13 protein-coding genes are annotated in these 18,999 nt (G+C 44.3%); 12 read left to right on the top strand and 1 reads right to left on the bottom strand.

Features of this window, described 5'->3' with window-relative positions; translation table 11 throughout:
• Nucleotides 1-105 precede the first annotated feature (105 nt).
• The 8 genes from I4Q58_RS11735 (at nucleotide 106) to I4Q58_RS11700 (ending at nucleotide 14,418) form a co-directional block, all read left to right on the top strand.
• Nucleotides 106-4,437, top strand: coding sequence for a CusA/CzcA family heavy metal efflux RND transporter (locus I4Q58_RS11735; RefSeq protein WP_203296076.1), 4,332 nt, complete (start codon nucleotides 106-108; stop codon nucleotides 4,435-4,437).
• Nucleotides 4,438-4,441: 4 nt separating this feature from the next.
• Nucleotides 4,442-5,617 (top strand): efflux RND transporter periplasmic adaptor subunit, encoded by a 1,176-nt coding sequence (locus I4Q58_RS11730; protein ID WP_203296075.1) that lies wholly within the window; start codon nucleotides 4,442-4,444, stop codon nucleotides 5,615-5,617.
• Nucleotides 5,618-5,704: 87 nt separating this feature from the next.
• Nucleotides 5,705-7,012 (top strand): TolC family protein, encoded by a 1,308-nt coding sequence (locus I4Q58_RS11725; RefSeq protein WP_203296074.1) that lies wholly within the window; start codon nucleotides 5,705-5,707, stop codon nucleotides 7,010-7,012.
• A gap of 2 nt (nucleotides 7,013-7,014) precedes the next feature.
• Nucleotides 7,015-8,097 carry an efflux RND transporter periplasmic adaptor subunit gene (locus I4Q58_RS11720; RefSeq protein WP_203296073.1) on the top strand — a complete coding sequence of 361 codons (1,083 nt, stop codon included), beginning with the start codon at nucleotides 7,015-7,017 and terminating at the stop codon, nucleotides 8,095-8,097.
• 134 nt (nucleotides 8,098-8,231) lie between these two features.
• The gene (locus I4Q58_RS11715) at nucleotides 8,232-11,429 is read left to right on the top strand and encodes an efflux RND transporter permease subunit (RefSeq protein ID WP_203296072.1); all 3,198 of its coding nucleotides are present in this window, start codon (nucleotides 8,232-8,234) and stop codon (nucleotides 11,427-11,429) included.
• Entirely contained in the window at nucleotides 11,426-11,731 is a 306-nt protein-coding gene (locus I4Q58_RS11710; protein WP_203296071.1) for a hypothetical protein, read from the top strand. The genes I4Q58_RS11715 and I4Q58_RS11710 overlap by 4 nt, the downstream gene beginning before the upstream one ends.
• An 18-nt stretch (nucleotides 11,732-11,749) precedes the next feature.
• Nucleotides 11,750-11,953: a YgaP family membrane protein gene (locus I4Q58_RS11705; RefSeq protein ID WP_203296070.1), complete on the top strand. Its 204-nt coding sequence runs from the start codon at nucleotides 11,750-11,752 to the stop codon at nucleotides 11,951-11,953.
• A gap of 65 nt (nucleotides 11,954-12,018) precedes the next feature.
• On the top strand, nucleotides 12,019-14,418 hold the full coding sequence (locus I4Q58_RS11700) for a heavy metal translocating P-type ATPase (RefSeq protein ID WP_203296069.1): 2,400 nt from the start codon (nucleotides 12,019-12,021) through the stop codon (nucleotides 14,416-14,418).
• A gap of 210 nt (nucleotides 14,419-14,628) precedes the next feature.
• Here the strand turns inward: I4Q58_RS11700 and I4Q58_RS11695 are convergent, their stop codons facing one another.
• Nucleotides 14,629-14,994 carry an endonuclease domain-containing protein gene (locus I4Q58_RS11695; RefSeq protein WP_203296068.1) on the bottom strand — a complete coding sequence of 122 codons (366 nt, stop codon included), beginning with the start codon at nucleotides 14,992-14,994 and terminating at the stop codon, nucleotides 14,629-14,631.
• A gap of 382 nt (nucleotides 14,995-15,376) precedes the next feature.
• Between I4Q58_RS11695 and ccoS the strand changes: the two genes are divergently transcribed.
• Genes ccoS through I4Q58_RS11675 form a run of 4 tightly spaced genes read left to right on the top strand, consistent with a single transcriptional unit; the run spans nucleotide 15,377 to nucleotide 18,988 of the window.
• Nucleotides 15,377-15,595, top strand: a complete 219-nt coding sequence (gene ccoS / locus I4Q58_RS11690) for a cbb3-type cytochrome oxidase assembly protein CcoS (protein ID WP_203296067.1) — start codon at nucleotides 15,377-15,379, stop codon at nucleotides 15,593-15,595.
• Between the two features lie 2 nt (nucleotides 15,596-15,597).
• The gene (ccoN, locus tag I4Q58_RS11685) at nucleotides 15,598-17,799 is read left to right on the top strand and encodes a cytochrome-c oxidase, cbb3-type subunit I (RefSeq protein ID WP_203296066.1); all 2,202 of its coding nucleotides are present in this window, start codon (nucleotides 15,598-15,600) and stop codon (nucleotides 17,797-17,799) included.
• Nucleotides 17,800-17,801: 2 nt separating this feature from the next.
• A complete protein-coding gene (locus I4Q58_RS11680) occupies nucleotides 17,802-17,990 on the top strand; it encodes a CcoQ/FixQ family Cbb3-type cytochrome c oxidase assembly chaperone (RefSeq protein ID WP_203296065.1) in 189 nt (62 codons plus the stop codon).
• Nucleotides 17,987-18,988, top strand: coding sequence for a cbb3-type cytochrome c oxidase N-terminal domain-containing protein (locus I4Q58_RS11675; protein ID WP_203296064.1), 1,002 nt, complete (start codon nucleotides 17,987-17,989; stop codon nucleotides 18,986-18,988). The genes I4Q58_RS11680 and I4Q58_RS11675 overlap by 4 nt, the downstream gene beginning before the upstream one ends.
• The last annotated feature ends 11 nt before the right edge of the window (nucleotides 18,989-18,999 follow it).

Below are 18,999 nucleotides of genomic sequence, written 5' to 3'. Positions count from 1 at the left end.
AACGGTAATGCTAATAGCGTATTACTGCTTGGGGTAGTCGTGCATCCTTTATTTCAAAATTCAATTTTGATGTAAAGCATGTTTTTCAACTTCAATCTTATCATTATGCTTTCAAAACTTATACGCTTCAGCGTAAAAAACAAACTTATTATAGGGCTCTTCACCCTCATCCTAATTGGTGTAGGTATCTTTTCACTGACCAAATTGTCCATCGGTGCTGTACCGGATGTGACCAACAATCAGGTTCAGGTGATTACAACATCCAGAAACCTTTCCACCCAGGATATGGAGAAATTCATCACCTATCCCGTAGAGTTGGAAATGGCAAACCTCCCGGGCGTAAAGGAAATCCGCTCTGTTTCAAAATTTGGCCTTTCCGTGGTTACCATTGTTTTCGATGAAGAACTCGGAACGTATCTTCCGCGTCAGCTTATTTCAGAAAAAATAAAATCAGCTAGCGAAAATATTCCGGAAGGCTTCGGGACTCCGCAGATGGGACCGATTACCACTGGTTTGGGTGAAATTTATCAATACATCCTCGATGTGAAACCGGGCTATGAGGATCGCTACACGATTATGGAATTACGCACGATTCAGGATTGGATCGTTCGTAGACAGCTCTCCGGTATTCCAGGCGTAGTTGAGGTGAATACTTGGGGTGGCTATTTGAAGCAATATGAAGTGGCCATCAATACAGCAAAATTAAATGCTATGAATATTTCTGCTGGGCAAGTATTTGAAGCCTTGGAAAAAAACAACAGCGTTTCGGGTGGCGGCTATATCGAAAAGAAAAATCAAGCCTACTTTATTCGGGGGGAAGGATTGGTAGCTTCCTTGGATGATATCCGAAATATCGTGGTGAAAACCGAAAATGGCTTCCCAATCTACATAAAGAATATCGCTACAGTACAATTTGGAAGTGCGACACGCTTTGGTGCTATTACAGGTAATGGTGAAGGTGAAAAAGTCCTCGGTCAGGTTATGATGCTGAAGGATGGGAACTCTAAAAAAGTTATCGATGCGGTGAAAGAACGTGTTGCTCAAATTTCGGGTAGCCTACCAGAAGGTGTTTTTATCAATCCTATAGTCGATCGTAGTGAACTGGTCGGAAGGACAACCTTCACAATTGCGGAAAACCTAATCCTAGGATGCCTCATCGTTATCTTCGTAGTGGTATTGCTCTTGGGAAATTTGCGTTCAGGTCTAGTCGTAGCCTCGGTCATTCCATTGTCACTTCTTTTCGCATTAACGATGATGTACGTCTTCGATATCGATGCGAACTTAATGAGCCTTGGTGCCATCGACTTCGGGATCATCATCGATGGGGCGGTAATTATAGTCGAATTCATCGCCTTTCAGATGACTTCAAAAGCTACTTTTTTTCAGAATTTGAATGCCAAAAAACGCCGCGATGAAAAGGATATGCTTGCCATTTCCGGGGCTTCCAAAATGATGAACTCTGCCATTTTTGGTCAGCTGATTATCCTTATCGTCTTTATCCCGATTCTTTCGCTTAGTGGCGTGGAGGGAAAGATGTTTCGTCCGATGGCACTCACCTTTAGCTTCGCACTAATTGGTGCTATGCTGCTCTGTCTAACCTACGTTCCCATGGCGGCAAGCTTGTTTTTGAAGCCCTCGAAAACCTCCAAGAATAATATTTCAAAACGGATTGTAACGGGACTTACCAAACTGTATGAGCCTATAATACGGTGGGCCTTACAGAGCAAGCGACTTGTTATTGGTGCCGCAGCTGTATTGTTGGCGTTTGCCATAGTACTTTTTGTAAATATGGGTGGTGAATTTGTTCCGACCTTGGATGAAGGCGATTTCGTAATTCAACCCGTATTGAAAACCGGAACCTCCCTCGAAAAAACGATTGAAACTACCACGCAAATCGAACAGATTTTGCTGAAAGAATTCCCGGAAGTCGATCAAGTTGTAAGTCGAATCGGCGCCGCCGAAGTTCCCACCGATCCCATGTCGATGGAGCAAAGTGATGTAATCATTACCCTAAAACCCAAGGATGAATGGGTCTCTGCCGATAGCAAAGATGAATTGGCCAATCAATTTAAGGAAGCGTTGGCGGTAATTCCGGGGATGGAAGTCGAATTTACACAACCGATCGAAATGCGATTTAACGAGCTGATTACGGGTGTAAGAGCCGATATCGCTATTAAGATTTTTGGTGAAGACTTGGACGTACTCAATGCCAAGGCAAACGAAATAAAAATCTTGGTAGAGGATGTTAAGGGCGCTGCAGATATTACTGTTGAAAAGGTAGTGGGCTTGCCTCAGATGAGCGTTTCTTTCAATCGAGCAAAGATTGCGAGATATGGTCTCAATATTGCCGACTTGAACCAAATGATTTCCATGGGGTTTGCTGGGCAATCGCTTGGAAGTGTTTTTGAAGGTGAAAAGCGTTTCGATTTGGTATTGCGACTCGATAAAAATAGTCGCCGAAACCTTTCGAACCTTCAAGATATGTATGTGGATCTACCAAATGGAGGAAAGGTCCCGTTACGAGAATTAGCCGATATTTCATACACCGAAGGAGCCGCACAGATTTCCCGCGATGATACCAAAAGACGAATTGTGGTAGGAATTAATGTACGCGATCGCGATTTACAATCGGTGGTAGATGATGTTCGGTTGCTAGTGGAAGAAAACATCGATTTGCCAGTTGGATATACTGTAGAATACGGCGGACAATTTGAAAACCTTCAAAGCGCGAAATCCAGATTACTGTTTGCCGTTCCAGTAGCATTAATTCTGATTTTCTTCCTGCTGTACTTCGCCTTTAAATCGGTACGGGAAGCCTTGATGATTTATTCGGCAATCCCATTGGCTGCCGTGGGCGGAATATTATTGTTGTGGTCGCGCGACATGCCATTTAGTATTTCTGCTGGGGTAGGTTTTATTGCCTTATTTGGCGTTGCTGTTTTAAATGGAATTGTACTCATCGAACATTTTAAGGAATTGAAAAACGAATCGTTTAAAAGCGCTCACGACCTTATTATTACGGGAGCCAAGGACCGTTTGCGAGCCGTATTGCTAACGGCTATGGCAGCTGCTTTAGGGTTTTTACCAATGGCAGTATCGACCAATGCTGGAGCAGAGGTGCAACGGCCATTGGCCACGGTGGTCATTGGGGGACTCATAACCGCAACCTTGTTAACCCTTATCGTATTGCCAGTGTTATTCTCATTATTCGATAAGGATATGCGTAACATGCCAAAGCGATCAGCGAAAGGAGTGGTAGTATTATTGATACTACTTTCCAGCGGTATCGGCATGGCGCAGGAGGAGCCTAAAAACCTCGCCGACCTTCAACAATTGGCGTTGGAAAACAATGCTAATCTAAAGGCCTCTGAATTGCGAATGGAAGAAACCGAAGCTTTAATTGGAAGTGCCTTCACCTTCGATAAAACACAGCTGTTCTACAGTTATAATGAAAACGATATCGCTCCGAACGGTGAACCGCTTCGAATGCTGGGTGCCCAACAGGATTTTAAGTTTCCGACGGTATACTTTGCGCAACGAAAGCGCAACCGGCTGCAGTATACCCTTCAACAACGAAGAGTGGATGTGGTTCAATTGGAAACCCAAGCTGCCGTGGCTTCGGCATATTATCAGTTACAGTACGAACGAGAGCGAATAGAAGTACTCACAACCTTGGATAGTTTATACGAACGCTTCGCCTATGCCGCTAAAAGAAGATTTGAATTGGGCGCGACCAATTATTTGGAAAAAATTACCGCTCAGGCGAAACAACAGGATATTGAAGTTCGGTTTAAAAAGGCATCTAACACGAAACAGATGGCGTACAATAATCTTAAGAAAATAGTACAATCCGAAGATAGCATATACGTGAAGCGTGAACCCATGGAGCGTTTAGAAATTCGATTACAGAACGTATCGGAACATCCATTGCTTCAGTTTTATGATACCCAGCAGAGCTATACCCAATCGCTTCGGAATGTAGAGCAACAGCAACTCTTGCCCGATTTGAGTTTGATGTATGCGGTAGGTAGTAATCCGACCCTAAACGATAGGTTGGTCGCCTATCAGTTTGGCATCAAGATTCCATTGCTTTTTAGTGGAAATTCGTCGCGAATAAAGGCCTCACGAATCGCCATTGATGTAAGTCGGCAGCTAAAGGCAGACGCCGAAATTCACTTAAAAACAAAATATCAAAACCTGCTTCAGGAGTTGGAGCAATACGAAGCGACGCTTTCCTATTATGAAACCGAGGGAGAAGCACTATCGGAAGCCATTTTGAATACCGCTACCAAGAGCTATAAAAGTGGGGAAATCGATTTCTTTCAATACATACAGAGTTTGGAAAATGCTTATGACATTCAACTTCAGTATTTGGAAAACCTCAATCGCTATAACCAGACCATCATTGCCATCAATTATCTAACGACTAATCTATAATCTTATGAAAACCCGATATATTTTATTACTTGCCCTAACAGCTGCTTTTAGCAGTATTCAGTGTACGGATTCGAAAACCAACACTTCCAAGGAACCCGTTGAAAGTTCCGAAGAGGAAACAAATATCATTCGCGTCACAGAGGCGCAATTCATGAATGCCGATATGAAGTTGGGGCAACTTGAAACACGCTCCTTTGCAGAAACGGTCACCACCAATGGCGTCATCGATGTACCGCCCCAAAGCAGAGCTGTAATCAGCGCCTTTGCAGGTGGGTATGTGAAAAATACCCCGTTATTGATTGGTGATAGGGTTCGGAAAGGCCAACGATTGGTCACCTTGGAAAACCCTGAATTCGTAACCATGCAGCGTGAGTATCTAGAAACCGCAGAACAGCTCACGTATTTAAAAACAGAATACGAACGCCAGCAGCAATTGATAGAAGAAAATATTACCTCACAAAAGAGCTTTCTAAAATCGGAAAGCGAATATAAGGCAGCTTTGGCGCGCTATAATAGTTTGAAGAAAAACCTTCAATTGTTGAACATTAATCCAACTGCCGTTGAAGACGGAAATATCACTTCGCAAGTCGGAATTTACAGTCCGATCGATGGAAATGTCACCCAGCTTTTTATCAGTACCGGAAGTTATGTTTCTCCTTCCGACAAGATCATGGAAATCATGAATACCGATCACATTCACTTAGAATTGAAAGTTTTTGAGAAGGATATTATGAAGCTGAAGAAAGATCAAAAAATAACCTTTACCATTCCAGAGGCCTCAAGCGATCGCTATAAGGCCGAAGTGCATTTGGTCGGTACGTCTATCGACCCACAGAGCAGAACGGTGATGGTGCACGGACATCCCACCAACGAAGAGGGCACTACTTTTACCGCGGGTATGTTTGTGGAGGCTTCTATCATGGTTGGAAGTGAAGAAAATCCATCGCTTCCCGAAGATGCGATTGTCTCTTTCGAAGGACATCGATATGTTTTACAATTGAAGAAGCGTGCTGAAAATGGCGATTATATCTTCGAGCAAAAACAGGTAGCGACAGGAGAAAACCATGAGGGGTACTTGGCGATACTTTCTGAAGACGTGACCACCACTGAAGAAACACCTATCTTAATTGACGGGGCTTTTGCCTTGATTCAGGGAGATGGAGGCGGTCATTCGCATTAAAAATTCATCTTCGAACGAAAAGGGTAACAAAGGTTACTGAACGGTAGTCATTGGGAATCGTATTTTTGCTTCAAAATTGATGGAAGTATGAACTACCGCATTCTTTGGATACTCTTTTTATTGGTCTCGGTGTCGGTTTCGGCTCAGGAAGTAATACCGATTTCGCAAGGCGAAGTGCTCGAAAAAGTATCGGAACAAAACCTGCAGTTACGGATTGCCGCTGCCGAGAGCACGATGGCGCAGGGCGATTATCAACAGACCAATGCTGTTTTTTTGCCGAATATTACCGCTTCGCACACCGGTATCACTACTACTAATCCGTTGATGGCTTTTGGTTCTAAGTTGAATCAAGAAGTCTTGACCCAAGCCGATTTCAATCCTGCCTTGTTAAACGATCCCGATCGCATCGACAATTTTGCGACGAGGATTGAGGTACAGCAACCACTGGTGAATATGGATGGCATTTTTCAACGAAAAGCTGCCAAGGCGAAGTGGAACGCTGCCCAATTTCAGACGCAACGTACATCCCAATACTTAGAACTTGAAGTGGCCAAAGCCTATATGCAATTGCAGTTGGCCTATAAGAATGTCAGTGTGCTGGAAACGACTTTGAAAGCTGCTGAAGAGAACCTTCGGTTGGCCAATAATAGTTATGAGCAAGGATACTTGCAACAGTCAGATGTGTTAGCCGTGGAAGTACGAGTGAACGACGTCCGAAACCAATTGCAATATGCCGAAAGTGGCGTGGCCAACGCTTCCGATTATCTGTTTTTATTGATGAATGAAGATTCTGAAGGACTGCTACAACCGTCCGATTCCTTGACCGTTGCCAAAACGGTTGAAGTAGTAACGACATTATCTGAAAACAGAGCCGACGTACAGGCGATGGAGGAAGCTACTGAAGCTTACCGTCAGAAGTATACGGCCGACAAAATGACCTTTCTACCACGGTTGAACGCTTTTGGAAGCTACGAACTTTATGACGATGAAATCTTTCAGGCCGACGCCAATGGCTATGTGGTCGGTGCCTCGCTTAGTTGGGATCTGTTCCAAGGAAGCAAGCGGTTTGGAGCGACAAAGAAAAGCAAGGCCGAATGGCAAAAATCCCAGTTCGAACTGGAGCAATATAAAGCGAAGAGCAATTTGGAACTGAAAAAGGCGAAACGCATGTATCAGGATGCCAAGAACAATCTGCAACTCGCAGAAAAAGCAGTGGCCCAATCGAAAGAAGCCCTACGTATTCGGAAAAACCGGTTTGAGGAAGGCTTGGAGAAAACCACCGATTTGCTGAGGGCCGAAACGCAAGTTTCCCAAAAACAATTAGCCTATTACCAAACGGTCTACCAGCATAATTACGCCTTGGCATACCTACAATTTTTAACACGAACCCAATAATCATGACTATAAAACATATCTATCTACTCTTTCTCATGGCCTTTTTGCTATTTGGTTGTGGTGATTCGAAAAAACCCGAGCAACAAAACCCTGAAGCTCCGGTCACGGTAACGGTAGCGACGGTTTCTGCCGATAATCAGACACCATTTGTAACCGCCAGTGGTACCGTGGAAGCCGCAAACAGTGCTTCGCTCAGCACCCGAATGATGGGCTTTGTAAATCGGGTTCCCGTGAAGGTAGGAGACAAGGTTACTAAAGGTGAATTATTGATCAGTATCAATAACGCCGATCTTTCGGCCAAACGAGCGCAGGTAAACGCTTCGATTACGGAAGCCCAGGCTGCTTTCCGAAATGCGGAGAAGGACTATACCCGTTTTCAGAATTTATATGAGGAAAACAGTGCTTCCCAAAAGGAATTGGACGATATGACGGCCCAGTTCGAAATGGCAAAGGCACGATTGGAGGCTGCGAAGGAAATGAAGAATGAAGTGGAGTCGCAATTTGCCTATGCGAATCTTCGAGCACCCTTTTCGGGTGTGGTAACCAATGTCTTTATCGATGAAGGCGATATGGCAAATCCCGGCAAACCGCTCGTTGCGTTGGAAGGTCCGGGCATGTTTGAAGTCACTGCCGCTGTCCCTGAAAGTAGTATCAATAGTATCAAAAACGATATGAAGGTGAAGGTGAATATCACGTCTATCGGGAAAACCTATAATGCTGTAGTAACGGAGGTAAGTTCTTCAGCCAAAAATACTGGCGGACAATATTTAGTGACGGTTCAATTGGAGAATGGTGATGATATGGTGAAGTCGGGTATGTATGCTACTGTTCAATTTCCGGTTGAAAAGACCGAATCGAATACGGCTGCCATCCTGATTCCGAAGGAAGCGATTGTAACTAATGGTCAGCTTAGCGGTGTGTATACCGTAAGCAAGAGCGGAACCGCGTTGTTGCGATGGCTGCGATTGGGGCGCGAATATGGCGATAGGGTAGAGGTATTGTCGGGATTACGCGCCGACGAACAGTATATCCTTTCTGCCGATGGAAAATTGTATAACGGCGTACCTATTCGTACGAACGACTAAATGCGTTAGGGATTGAGGCATTTGTCGAAGCTCTTACCGCGAGAGCGGTAAAGCGACTGCCGCCTGCCTGCCGGCAGGCAGGAAAGCCCGGCCCACGCCTCGCGTGGGAAACGCCCAAATAATAAAAAAAGTAAATGAAAGACGGATTAGCAGGCAAGATAGCCAAAGCATTTATAGGGTCGAAATTGACCATATTGCTGATGATCGTATTTATGGTGATTGGCGTATATGCTTCCTTTTTGATTCCAAGGGAAGAGGAGCCACAGATCGATGTCCCCATGGCCGATATTTTTGTGGGGTATCCGGGAGCGAGCCCAACCGAGGTTGAATCGCGAGTGGTGAAACCGTTGGAGAAGTTGGTGTCGAACATTCCGGGGGTGGAGTATGTGTATTCCACTTCGATGGAGGAGCAGGCGATGGTCATTGTTCAATTTTATGTAGGTGAAGACATCGAGCGCTCTTTTGTGAAGCTGTACAACGAGATGAATAAGCATATGGACCAGATGCCAGAGGGTGTTACCATGCCTTTGGTGAAGCCACGTGCCATCGACGATGTGCCGATGTTGGGTTTAACCCTATGGAGTGAAAGCTACGATGATTACCGATTGAAGCAAATTGCCCAGGAACTGACCGATGAGATTGAAAAGGTAGGCGATGTGTCGGCCACGCATAAAATCGGAGGTCGCGACCGTGAGCTTCGCGTGGTGTTGGACAAGGCGAAATTGGCAGAAAGTGGATTGGATTTTCTTCAGGTTGCGGAGATGTTGAAAGTACATAACCAGCAGCTTAGCGCGGGCACTTTTGATAGAAACGACACGGAATACAGTATTAAAACAGGTGAATTTTTACAAAGCCGAAGCGATGTTGAAAACCTAGTAGTTGGTGTTCAGCAACAACAGCCTATTTATTTGAAGCAAATTGCTGAGGTAATCGATGGCCCAGAAATTCCCAAGGATTATGTGTCGTTGGGCTTCGGACAGGCAAGTGAAAAGGGCGGAGAGTATCCGTCGGAATATCCGGCCGTCACCATTTCGGTCGCCAAGCGAAAAGGCGCCGATGCGATGAAGATCGCAGACGTGATTTTGGAAAAGGTCGATCATTTGCGCAAGACCTTGATTCCCGATGAGGTAAAGGTGGAAATTACCCGAAACTATGGCGAAACCGCTTCCCAAAAGGTGTCAGAACTCTTGATGCACTTAATCGGTGCCATTATAGCCGTTACCTTAGTCGTGATGTTGGCAATGGGCTGGCGCGGTGGTCTGGTGGTGTTCCTTTCGGTACCCATCACTTTCGCCTTGACGTTGCTCAGTTACTACATCCTAGATTATACCTTAAACCGAATTACGCTCTTTGCACTGGTGTTTGTAACAGGTATCGTGGTGGATGATTCCATCATTATTGCGGAGAATATGCACCGTCATTTTAAGATGAAACGGCTACCGTTTAAGCAGGCCGCTCTGTACGCAATCAATGAAGTGGGGAACCCAACGATTTTGGCAACGTTTACCGTAATCGCGTCGGTATTGCCAATGGCTTTTGTTTCTGGATTGATGGGGCCGTATATGTCGCCCATGCCAATTGGTGCCAGTATTGCGATGTTATTGTCACTGTTCGTAGCCCTGACCATTACACCATATTTAGGGTTTATCTTTTTACGCGAAAAGGAAAAGAAAGGCAAGAAGCCGAAGCCACAGAAGCGGTTGGAAGATTCGGCTATCTATAAAATATATGCGCGTTTCGAGCGTCCATTGATTGAAAACAGAACGAAGCGCTGGCTATTTTTGGGCGCGACCTTTATCTTATTATTAGGATCTGTCGGGATGTTCTTTACCGAATCGGTTGCGGTGAAAATGCTTCCGTTCGATAACAAGAATGAATTTCAGGTGGTCATCGACATGCCAGAAGGAACCACACTGGAACGTACGGCATTGGTGGCTCGGGAAGTGGGTCAGTATCTCGGTTCTCAATCGAAGGTAGTAAACTATCAAAGTTACGTAGGAACATCTGCACCGATTACCTTTAATGGTTTGGTCCGTCACTACGATTTACGTGGTGGCAGCAACATGGCCGATATACAGGTGAACTTGGTCGATAAGCACGACCGAAGTGCGCAAAGTCACGATTTGGCGAAGGAATTTCGTCCCGGTATCCAAAAAATTGCAAGCGCTTACGGTGCTAATGTAAAAATTGTGGAAGTGCCGCCAGGACCTCCCGTGCTATCTACCATCGTAGCTGAGGTGTATGGACCCGATTATGAAACACAACAAGCGATTGCCGATTCGGTGCAGCAGATTTTAAACAATACTGCCGATGTGGTGGATGTCGATTGGATGGTCGAGGCCGATCAGACCGAATACGATTTTATCATCGATAAGGAAAAGGCGATGTTGTATGGCGTGGTTCCAAAGCAGATTACGCATACGTTGAATATGGCGCTGGGGAATCGAGCCGTTACGCATTTATACGATGAAGATGCTTCGAACCAAATTGGGGTGGTTTTAGCATTGGAAGAGAAAGAGAAATCGACGCTTCAGGATATTACTGAACTTAAGATACAGTCGAAACGCGGGAACATGGTTCCTATAGGCGATTTGATTTCGATTGAAAAAACTACCAAGGAGAAAAGCATTTATCGGAAAAACCAAAAACGTGTTGTCTATGTTTTAGCGGATATGGCGGGTGAACTGGAAAGTCCGGTGTATGCCATTTTGGGAATGGAGGAGAAGTTGAAGCAAATCGATTTACCGAAGGGGTATAGCATGCAGGAATTGTATATGAACCAACCCGAATTTGAAGACGATTATACGGTGAAGTGGGATGGTGAGTGGCAGATTACCTTGGAAGTATTCCGCGATTTGGGCATTGCCTTTTTGGGGGTGATTGTCATAATTTATATGCTAATTGTCGGCTGGTTCCAGAACTTTAAGGCACCGGTGGTGATGATGGTCGCCATTCCGTTGTCATTGATTGGAATCGTGCTAGGCCATTGGTTGTTGGATGCATTCTTTACCGCGACTTCCTTTATCGGAATGATTGCCCTGGCTGGAATTATGGTTCGGAATTCGGTCTTGCTTATCGACTTTGTGAATCTACGGGTGAAGGAAGGCATTCCTTTGAAACAGGCCGTCATTGAAGCAGGTGCTGTTCGTACCACACCCATTTTGCTTACGGCGGGAACGGTCATCATCGGGGCGTTTGTCATTTTATTCGATCCCATTTTTCAAGGCCTGGCCATTTCATTGATGGGCGGAACCTTGGTGTCTACGGTGCTTACCCTGTTGGTAGTGCCGCTGGTATACTATATCATTGAACGAAAAAACCACGAATCATGAAACTACTAATCGTTACAGCTGTTGAGGCGTTTGAAAGTGATGTTTTAAAGCTTTTTCGTCAGGCAGAAATTGAAAGCTTTAGCGAATCGAATATCGCTGGCTTTAAGAATGCCACTTCCTTTATGATGAATTCCAGTTGGTTTCCTTCGGAAAAAAGCGGGGCCGATTCTAGTATGTTCTTTAGTTTTACGGAAGAAGAGAAAATCGATGCCTTTTTTGAAGTGGTGACCGAATTCAACAAACATTTGGAAACGGACAATCCCATTCGTGCAGTGGTAGTCCCTATTGAACGTTATCTATAATCGTAAAAACCCTAAATCATGTTAGAACGCTATATTAGAGCCATCGCTGGAACGTTTATTCTAATCAGTCTCCTACTGGCTATTTATGTAAATATAAACTGGCTTTGGTTTACTGCATTTATCGGAGTGAATCTGTTACAGTCCTCTCTTACTAGATGGTGCTTGATGGAGGATATTTTGGTGAAGTTCGGCGTAAAGAAGTCCAAGAGCTGCAGCAGCTGACAATTATCATTTTATAGGGAGCGGTTTCCCACCATCTTTGCAGCAGGTATTTTAGCAACTTGAGTATGGAAAAATGTTTCCATTGCGGAGATGACTGCCTCGATGGCGTTATCGAACATCATGACAAACCTTTTTGTTGTCATGGCTGCAAAACCGTGTACGACATTCTACACGATAACGATTTATCGTATTATTACGACCTTGAAAACACTCCCGGTACGAGTCCGAAAGAAATTGCCGGAAAGTTCGATTTCTTGGACAATGAATCCATAGCAGAAAAGTTATTGGAATTCAATGATGGCAATACGCAAATCGCTTCCTTTTTAATTCCTTCCATCCATTGTAGCAGTTGTATTTGGGTGTTGGAAAACCTTAATAAGTTGAACAAAGGGGTTTCGGTTTCTACGGTGAACTTCCCCGAAAAAACCGTTCGTGTTACCTTTTGTTCAGAAACAGTAAGTTTAAAAGAATTAGTATTGTTGCTTAGTCGTATTGGCTATGAACCCTATATTTCACTAGAAAATTCTGAAAAGAAAGAAAAGACCATCAATCGTGACTTACTGTATAAATTAGGCGTTGCGGGTTTTGCCTTTGGAAATGTGATGCTGCTTTCATTTCCTGAGTATTTTGAGGTTGAAGAATTTTGGCTAGACCGTTTTAAGGTTGTCTTCCGTTGGTTGATGTTTGCCTTTTCGGTGCCCGTGGTGGTCTATTCGGCCCGATCCTATTTTGTTTCGGCCTTTAAAGGACTGCGAGCGGGCTTTCTGAATATCGATGTTCCGATTGCCATCGGGATTTTTGTATTGTTTGTAAGAAGTACCTTGGACATTGCCTTCGACTGGGGAAGTGGTTTCTTCGATAGTTTGACGGGATTGGTGTTTTTCCTGTTACTTGGGAAATTCTTTCAACAGAAAACCTATGCCTTCTTATCGTTTGAACGCGATTATAAATCATACTTCCCAATTGCAGTAACCAAGCTTAGCAAGTCTTCAGCAGGTGTTCAATTTGAAGAACAAACGCCTGTATATGAAGTTCAGAAAGGCGATCGATTGCTTATTCGAAATAATGAACTCATTCCCGTAGACGCTATTTTGATAAAGGGAAATGCCTTAATCGATTATAGTTTTGTTACGGGTGAAGCCCAGCCAGTGGAAAAGGGTAGTGGCGACAAACTTTTTGCAGGGGGTCGTCAACAGGCCGGTATCCTCGAAGTTGAAGTATTAAAGCCTGTAGAACAGAGTTATCTCACCCAATTGTGGAGCAACGATGTCTTTAGTAAAGGTCATGAAGGCGTCTTTGAAAGCCTGACGGATAGCATCAGCAAGCGATTTACGGTGGCGGTATTGAGTATTGCGTTTCTATCCACGATTATTTGGCTTATAATTGACCCCGGAAAGGCGTTTAATGTATTTACGGCCGTATTGATTGTCGCCTGTCCGTGTGCCATTGCACTTGCGGCACCGTTCACATTGGGGAATATGCTACGTATTTTTGGAAAGCGAAAGTTATATCTGAAGGAAGCTTCCGTTATTGAACAAATGGCGAAGGTAGATACGGTGGTTTTCGATAAAACCGGAACCCTTACGTCAAATAAGAAAAACCATATTACGTATGAAGGGGTGGAGCTGTCTACTGCTGAAAAGGAATTGCTGACCAGTACGTTGAGGGCTTCCAACCACCCATTAAGTCGTGCGTTGTACGATGTATTGGACCATCACAACATTCAGACGTTGGATGAATTTGAAGAGGAGGTCGGAAAAGGAATTTCGGCTATGGTCGATTCGCAAACGATTAAAATTGGATCTTCTGCTTTTGTTGGGAATTTTGGTGAAGGTGCTGGCGTTGTTTCAGAAACGCTCGATAAGACAACGGTGCATATTAGCAGCAACAATCAGTATAAGGGTTGTTATGTTTTTCATACCGAATACCGTGATGGCATGGGTGAAATCTTTCACGAATTAAAGCAACATGGTAAAAAATTAGTGGTGCTTTCGGGCGACAATGAAGGCGAGCGCAGTCGACTGGAAAAGTTGTTGCCAGCGGGAACAGATTTGATTTTCAATCAAAAACCTGAAGATAAGCTTCGCTTTATTAAGAAACTGAAAGAATCAGGGCAGACGGTGATGATGGTGGGAGATGGTTTGAACGATGCTGGCGCCTTGAAGCAAAGCGATGTTGGGATCGTAATTTCCGAGGATATCAATGTTTTTAGTCCCGCCTGCGACGGTATTTTGGATGCGAGTAACTTTCAGGAATTAATGTGGTTCTTTTCGAGAGCGGCGAAGAGTATTCAGATAATCAAGTGGGCGTTTATCTTCTCGCTGTTTTATAACCTTATCGGGCTATCATTTGCGGTAACGGGACATCTTCAACCTGTCGTTGCGGCTATCTTGATGCCGCTAAGCAGTATAAGCATCGTGGTGTTCACCACCGTAGCGGTGAAGTGGCATACACGTACACCGTAACAATGTTTTAGGTTGTAAACGAGATAAAATACTTCAAATAAGCTCCCTCTTCGAACAGCCTTCCGACTCCTGAATTGATAACGAGATAAAAGCCTTTCAAGGCTTATAAGCCCCCTCTTTGAATAGCCTCCGACGACCGAAGTATGAGGGAGAGGAAGGCTAAGGTTTGGGGGAGATGTCAATTTATGTAGATAATCTTCATTACTTCAATCACTTTAGCGCTTCTTCAATTTTTTTATTTATTTCCTCAATTACCAGCGTAATATTTTCGGTAACCTGAGAATTACTAAAGCGAAGAAATTGAACCCCTTCCGATTCCAATCGTGCCTGACGGCGGCCATCTTCCAAAACATTATGGTCATGTACTTCACCATCTACCTCGATTGCCAAGCCTATTTCGTGACAATAGAAATCTACGATATAATCCAGCATGGGAACCTGTCGATGAAATTCAATTCCCAATTTCTTTTTGCGGATTGCTTCCCATAACAAAGCTTCGGCTGGTGTTAGGTTTTTTCGAAGCTCTCTTGCTCGCATTTTAAGGTCCCTTCGGTATCGAATTATTTTGTTAGGCATATATAAAGTTACTCCAATTATTTGACATCCATCCCCTTGCCCCTTCCTTGTCTGCCGACAGGCAGGCTTCGAAGGAAGGGGTGCATAACTCCTCAAAATTTGTAAGCCCCCTCTTCGAATTGCCTCCAATTCCTGAAGCGATAACGAGTTAAAAAACATCAAAATTTGTAAGCCCCCTCTTTGAAGAGCCTTCCGACTCCTGAAACGAGATAAAATACCCGTAAATTCTTGTAAGCCCCCTCTTTGAAGAGGGGGTTGGGGGAGATGTTAATACCCCAATCTCGCTTGAATCCTTAGAACCTTTCCAAATAACCAAAGCTGACGATTGTCATTTTTTAAGGAACCCCTCCCCAGTACTTTTACACCCATAAATAGCTTAGGTATGAGTATCATTTATGTTTTATTGGCCATCAGTGTAAGTGTGGCACTCGTGTTTTTGTGCGCCTTTCTCTTTTCTGTGAAAAAGGGCCAATACGATGATACCTATACCCCATCGGTGCGAATGCTCTTTGAAGACGAACTCGTAAAGGAAGGGGCATCGGCTACTCAATCTTCAACATCAGGAAATCATACTAATAACCATACGGAGAAACACTCATAATTATGCAAACAGAGCAGTTTTATTACGATAATAAGATCGTAAATAAGTTCGTCATCGCCACCCTGGTTTGGGGGGTTGTTGGCTTTTCGGTCGGCTTACTACTGGCCTTCATGTTTTTGTTCCCAAACCTAACTGACGGGATCTCTTGGTTGAGCTTCGGGCGTCTACGTCCGCTGCACACCAACGCCGTAATTTTCGCCTTTGTGGGGAACGCAATTTTTGCAGGCGTTTATTATTCCCTTCAGCGTTTATTGAAAGCGCGGATGTGGAGCAATTTCCTTAGTAATTTTAATTTCTGGGGTTGGCAAGCCATTATCGTGGCAGCAGCCCTTACCTTACCACTTGGTTTTACGACTTCAAAGGAGTATGCCGAATTGGAATGGCCCATCGATATCGCGATTGCCTTGGTTTGGGTAGCCTTTGGTGCTAACATGATCGGAACCATCCTAAAACGTCGTCAGCGTCATTTGTACGTCGCCATCTGGTTCTACCTAGCCACCTTCGTGACTGTTGCAGTACTGCATATCGTAAACAGTATGGAATTGCCTGTTAACTTCCTAAAAAGTTATTCGGCCTATGCTGGTGTTCAGGATGCTTTGGTACAATGGTGGTACGGACATAATGCGGTAGCGTTCTTCCTAACGACGCCATTTCTTGGATTGATGTATTACTTCGTTCCAAAGGCAGCGAATCGTCCGGTATATTCCTATCGCCTATCGATCGTTCACTTTTGGTCGCTGATCTTTATCTACATCTGGGCTGGACCTCACCACTTATTATATTCAGCCTTGCCAGATTGGGCACAAAACCTTGGGGTAGTTTTCTCCGTGATGCTTATCGCACCCTCTTGGGGTGGTATGATCAACGGTCTATTGACCCTTCGTGGTGCGTGGGATAAAGTACGAACCGATCCTGTTTTAAAATTTATGGTAGTAGCCATTACCGGATATGGTATGGCAACCTTTGAAGGTCCGATGCTCTCGTTAAAGAACGTAAATGCAATCGCCCACTTTAGCGATTGGATTATCGCACACGTTCACGTAGGTGCTTTGGCTTGGAACGGTTTCTTAACCTTTGGTATGGTATATTGGTTGGTGCCAAAACTGTTCAAGACAAAACTTTGGAGCACCAAATTGGCGAATGCCCACTTTTGGATCGGTACCCTCGGTATCATTATGTATGCATTACCAATGTATGTCGCCGGATTCGTTCAAGCATCTATGTGGAAGCAATTCAACCCCGACGGAACCTTGGTATACGGTAACTTCCTAGAAACCGTTAGTGAGATCATCCCGATGTATTGGATGCGTGCCATTGGAGGTTCGTTATATATTTTAGGAGCTTTCGTAATGCTCTATAATGTTATTCAGACGGTACGTCGCGGTAGCAAGGTAACCGACGAGTTGGCCGAAGCCGCACCACTTCAAAAAGTAACCAAGCACAGAACCGCCAAGGAAGGATACCACACTTGGTTGGAGCGTCGTCCAGTGAAACTAACTATCTACGCTACCGTTGCTATTTTGATCGGTGGTATGGTGCAGATTATTCCATCCTTGATGGTAGACGATTACGTACCACGTATTACTAGCGTGAAACCGTATACACCACTTGAACTGGAAGGTCGCGACATTTACATCCGTGAAGGCTGTGTGTCTTGTCACTCGCAGATGATCCGTCCGTTCCGAAGTGAAGTAGAACGCTACGGACCGTATTCGAAAAGCGGTGAGTATGTCTACGATCACCCATTTCTTTGGGGTAGTAAACGTACCGGTCCCGATCTTTTCCGCGTCGGTGGAAAATATAGCGATAACTGGCACTTAAATCACTTCTACGATCCGCAGAGTACTTCTTCTGGTAGTATCATGCCTTCCTATAAATGGTTGATTAATTCTGAAATGGATAAATCTGAAACCGAAGCGAAGATGAATGCTATGGTGACCCTCGGGGTTCCGTATACTGAAGAAGACATCGCCAATGCACAGCAATCGATGTTGGAACAAGGGACAAGGATTGAACAGAATCTATATGCAGATCCTGACTTCGAGAAGACCTATGAGGCCGATAAACAATATGCCCAAGAAAATGGTGAAGACTTCGTAGAAATGCGAAATCGTGAAGTAGTAGCGCTCATCGCTTATCTACAACGCTTGGGTACCGATATTAAAGTTGAAAACGCCGAGACTGCTTCGGCCAAAAAAGAATAATCATGTTAAAGTTCGTAAAAGGAAATTTAGAAAATATAGATGGGGTAGAAGTCTACCCTATCTTCTCCCTACTCGTGTTCTTTATCTTTTTCGTAGCCCTTTTTTGGTGGGTATGCACGGCTAAGAAAGAACATGTCAAGGAGGTAAGCAACATCCCTTTGGAAACCGATAAAAACGACCAACTCTTATGAAAACCACAGCATCTTATTTACGAGTTATAGGCTTTATGGCCATTGCCTTTTTCCTCCTGGAGTTTACACTCGACTCCGGCGAGCAATGGGCCATCGAAAAGTATCCGATTATCTGGGCCGTCCTGGCGGTACTCTTTATGTTCTCTGTTGCTATTGAAGTAGTAGCAGAAGCGTTAAAAAGCATTATGTTCCGAGGGCTTGACGAACAAGGTCAGGAACGCTACATGGAAGCTGAAAAAGTACGGAAGGAAAATCAGTTCGGATGGTGGAAGCGTATGTATAAAAAGCTGCTCGATAAAAAACCAATCGAGAAGGAAGGTGAAATCGTATTAGACCATAATTACGATGGTATTCGCGAATTGGACAATACCTTACCACCATGGTGGGTATACCTTTTCTATGTCACCATCATCTTTGCCGTAGTGTATTTGGTACGCTACCATATCTTCCAGGATAGCAATCAGGTTGAAGAATATGAAATCGCCGTAGCTGAAGCACGTGCCGAGATTGAAGAATATAAAAAGACCGCTAAAAACTTGGTGGATGTAAATACCGTTGAAATTCTAACGGGTGAAGAAGACGTGAATGCTGGTAAGATGATTTTTGAAGCAAACTGTGTTGCCTGCCACAAGGTTGACATGGGTGGTGGTATCGGACCAAACCTTGTCGATGATTATTGGATTTTGGGCGGTGGTATCAAGAATGTCTTCAATACGATTTCTGAAGGAGGTCGCGCCGGGAAAGGGATGGTGTCTTGGAAAACAGACCTAAAACCTGTTGAAATGGCGCAAGTGGCAAGTTATGTGCTTAGTATGCACGGTACCACGCCAGCTGATCCTAAGGATCCTGAAGGTGACATTTGGGTCGATCCCGATGCTGCTATTGAAGAAGTAGATGTTGAAATGATCGATAGCACCAAGATTCAAGTAATTATGGAAGACCAACCGGTAACGGGCGATGTCGTCCAAGAGCAAGAAGACGCGGAAGATGAAAAATAACAGCTGACTCA

Source organism: Luteirhabdus pelagi (assembly GCF_016827595.1).
Taxonomy (GTDB): Bacteria; Bacteroidota; Bacteroidia; order Flavobacteriales; family Flavobacteriaceae; genus Luteirhabdus; species Luteirhabdus pelagi.
This window is presented reverse-complemented; position numbering and strand designations above follow the sequence as displayed.

What these genes read in the sequence shown, in the direction of transcription:
- ccoN (WP_203296066.1), top strand. Translation starts at nt 15,598, where the DNA reads ATGCAAACAGAGCAGTTTTATTACGATAATAAGATCGTAAATAAGTTC.
- I4Q58_RS11715 (WP_203296072.1), top strand. Translation starts at nt 8,232, where the DNA reads ATGAAAGACGGATTAGCAGGCAAGATAGCCAAAGCATTTATAGGGTCG.
- I4Q58_RS11680 (WP_203296065.1), top strand. Translation starts at nt 17,802, where the DNA reads ATGTTAAAGTTCGTAAAAGGAAATTTAGAAAATATAGATGGGGTAGAA.
- ccoS (WP_203296067.1), top strand. Translation starts at nt 15,377, where the DNA reads ATGAGTATCATTTATGTTTTATTGGCCATCAGTGTAAGTGTGGCACTC.
- I4Q58_RS11700 (WP_203296069.1), top strand. Translation starts at nt 12,019, where the DNA reads ATGGAAAAATGTTTCCATTGCGGAGATGACTGCCTCGATGGCGTTATC.
- I4Q58_RS11695 (WP_203296068.1), bottom strand. Translation starts at nt 14,994, where the DNA reads ATGCCTAACAAAATAATTCGATACCGAAGGGACCTTAAAATGCGAGCA.
- I4Q58_RS11710 (WP_203296071.1), top strand. Translation starts at nt 11,426, where the DNA reads ATGAAACTACTAATCGTTACAGCTGTTGAGGCGTTTGAAAGTGATGTT.
- I4Q58_RS11675 (WP_203296064.1), top strand. Translation starts at nt 17,987, where the DNA reads ATGAAAACCACAGCATCTTATTTACGAGTTATAGGCTTTATGGCCATT.
- I4Q58_RS11725 (WP_203296074.1), top strand. Translation starts at nt 5,705, where the DNA reads ATGAACTACCGCATTCTTTGGATACTCTTTTTATTGGTCTCGGTGTCG.
- I4Q58_RS11730 (WP_203296075.1), top strand. Translation starts at nt 4,442, where the DNA reads ATGAAAACCCGATATATTTTATTACTTGCCCTAACAGCTGCTTTTAGC.
- I4Q58_RS11720 (WP_203296073.1), top strand. Translation starts at nt 7,015, where the DNA reads ATGACTATAAAACATATCTATCTACTCTTTCTCATGGCCTTTTTGCTA.
- I4Q58_RS11735 (WP_203296076.1), top strand. Translation starts at nt 106, where the DNA reads ATGCTTTCAAAACTTATACGCTTCAGCGTAAAAAACAAACTTATTATA.
- I4Q58_RS11705 (WP_203296070.1), top strand. Translation starts at nt 11,750, where the DNA reads ATGTTAGAACGCTATATTAGAGCCATCGCTGGAACGTTTATTCTAATC.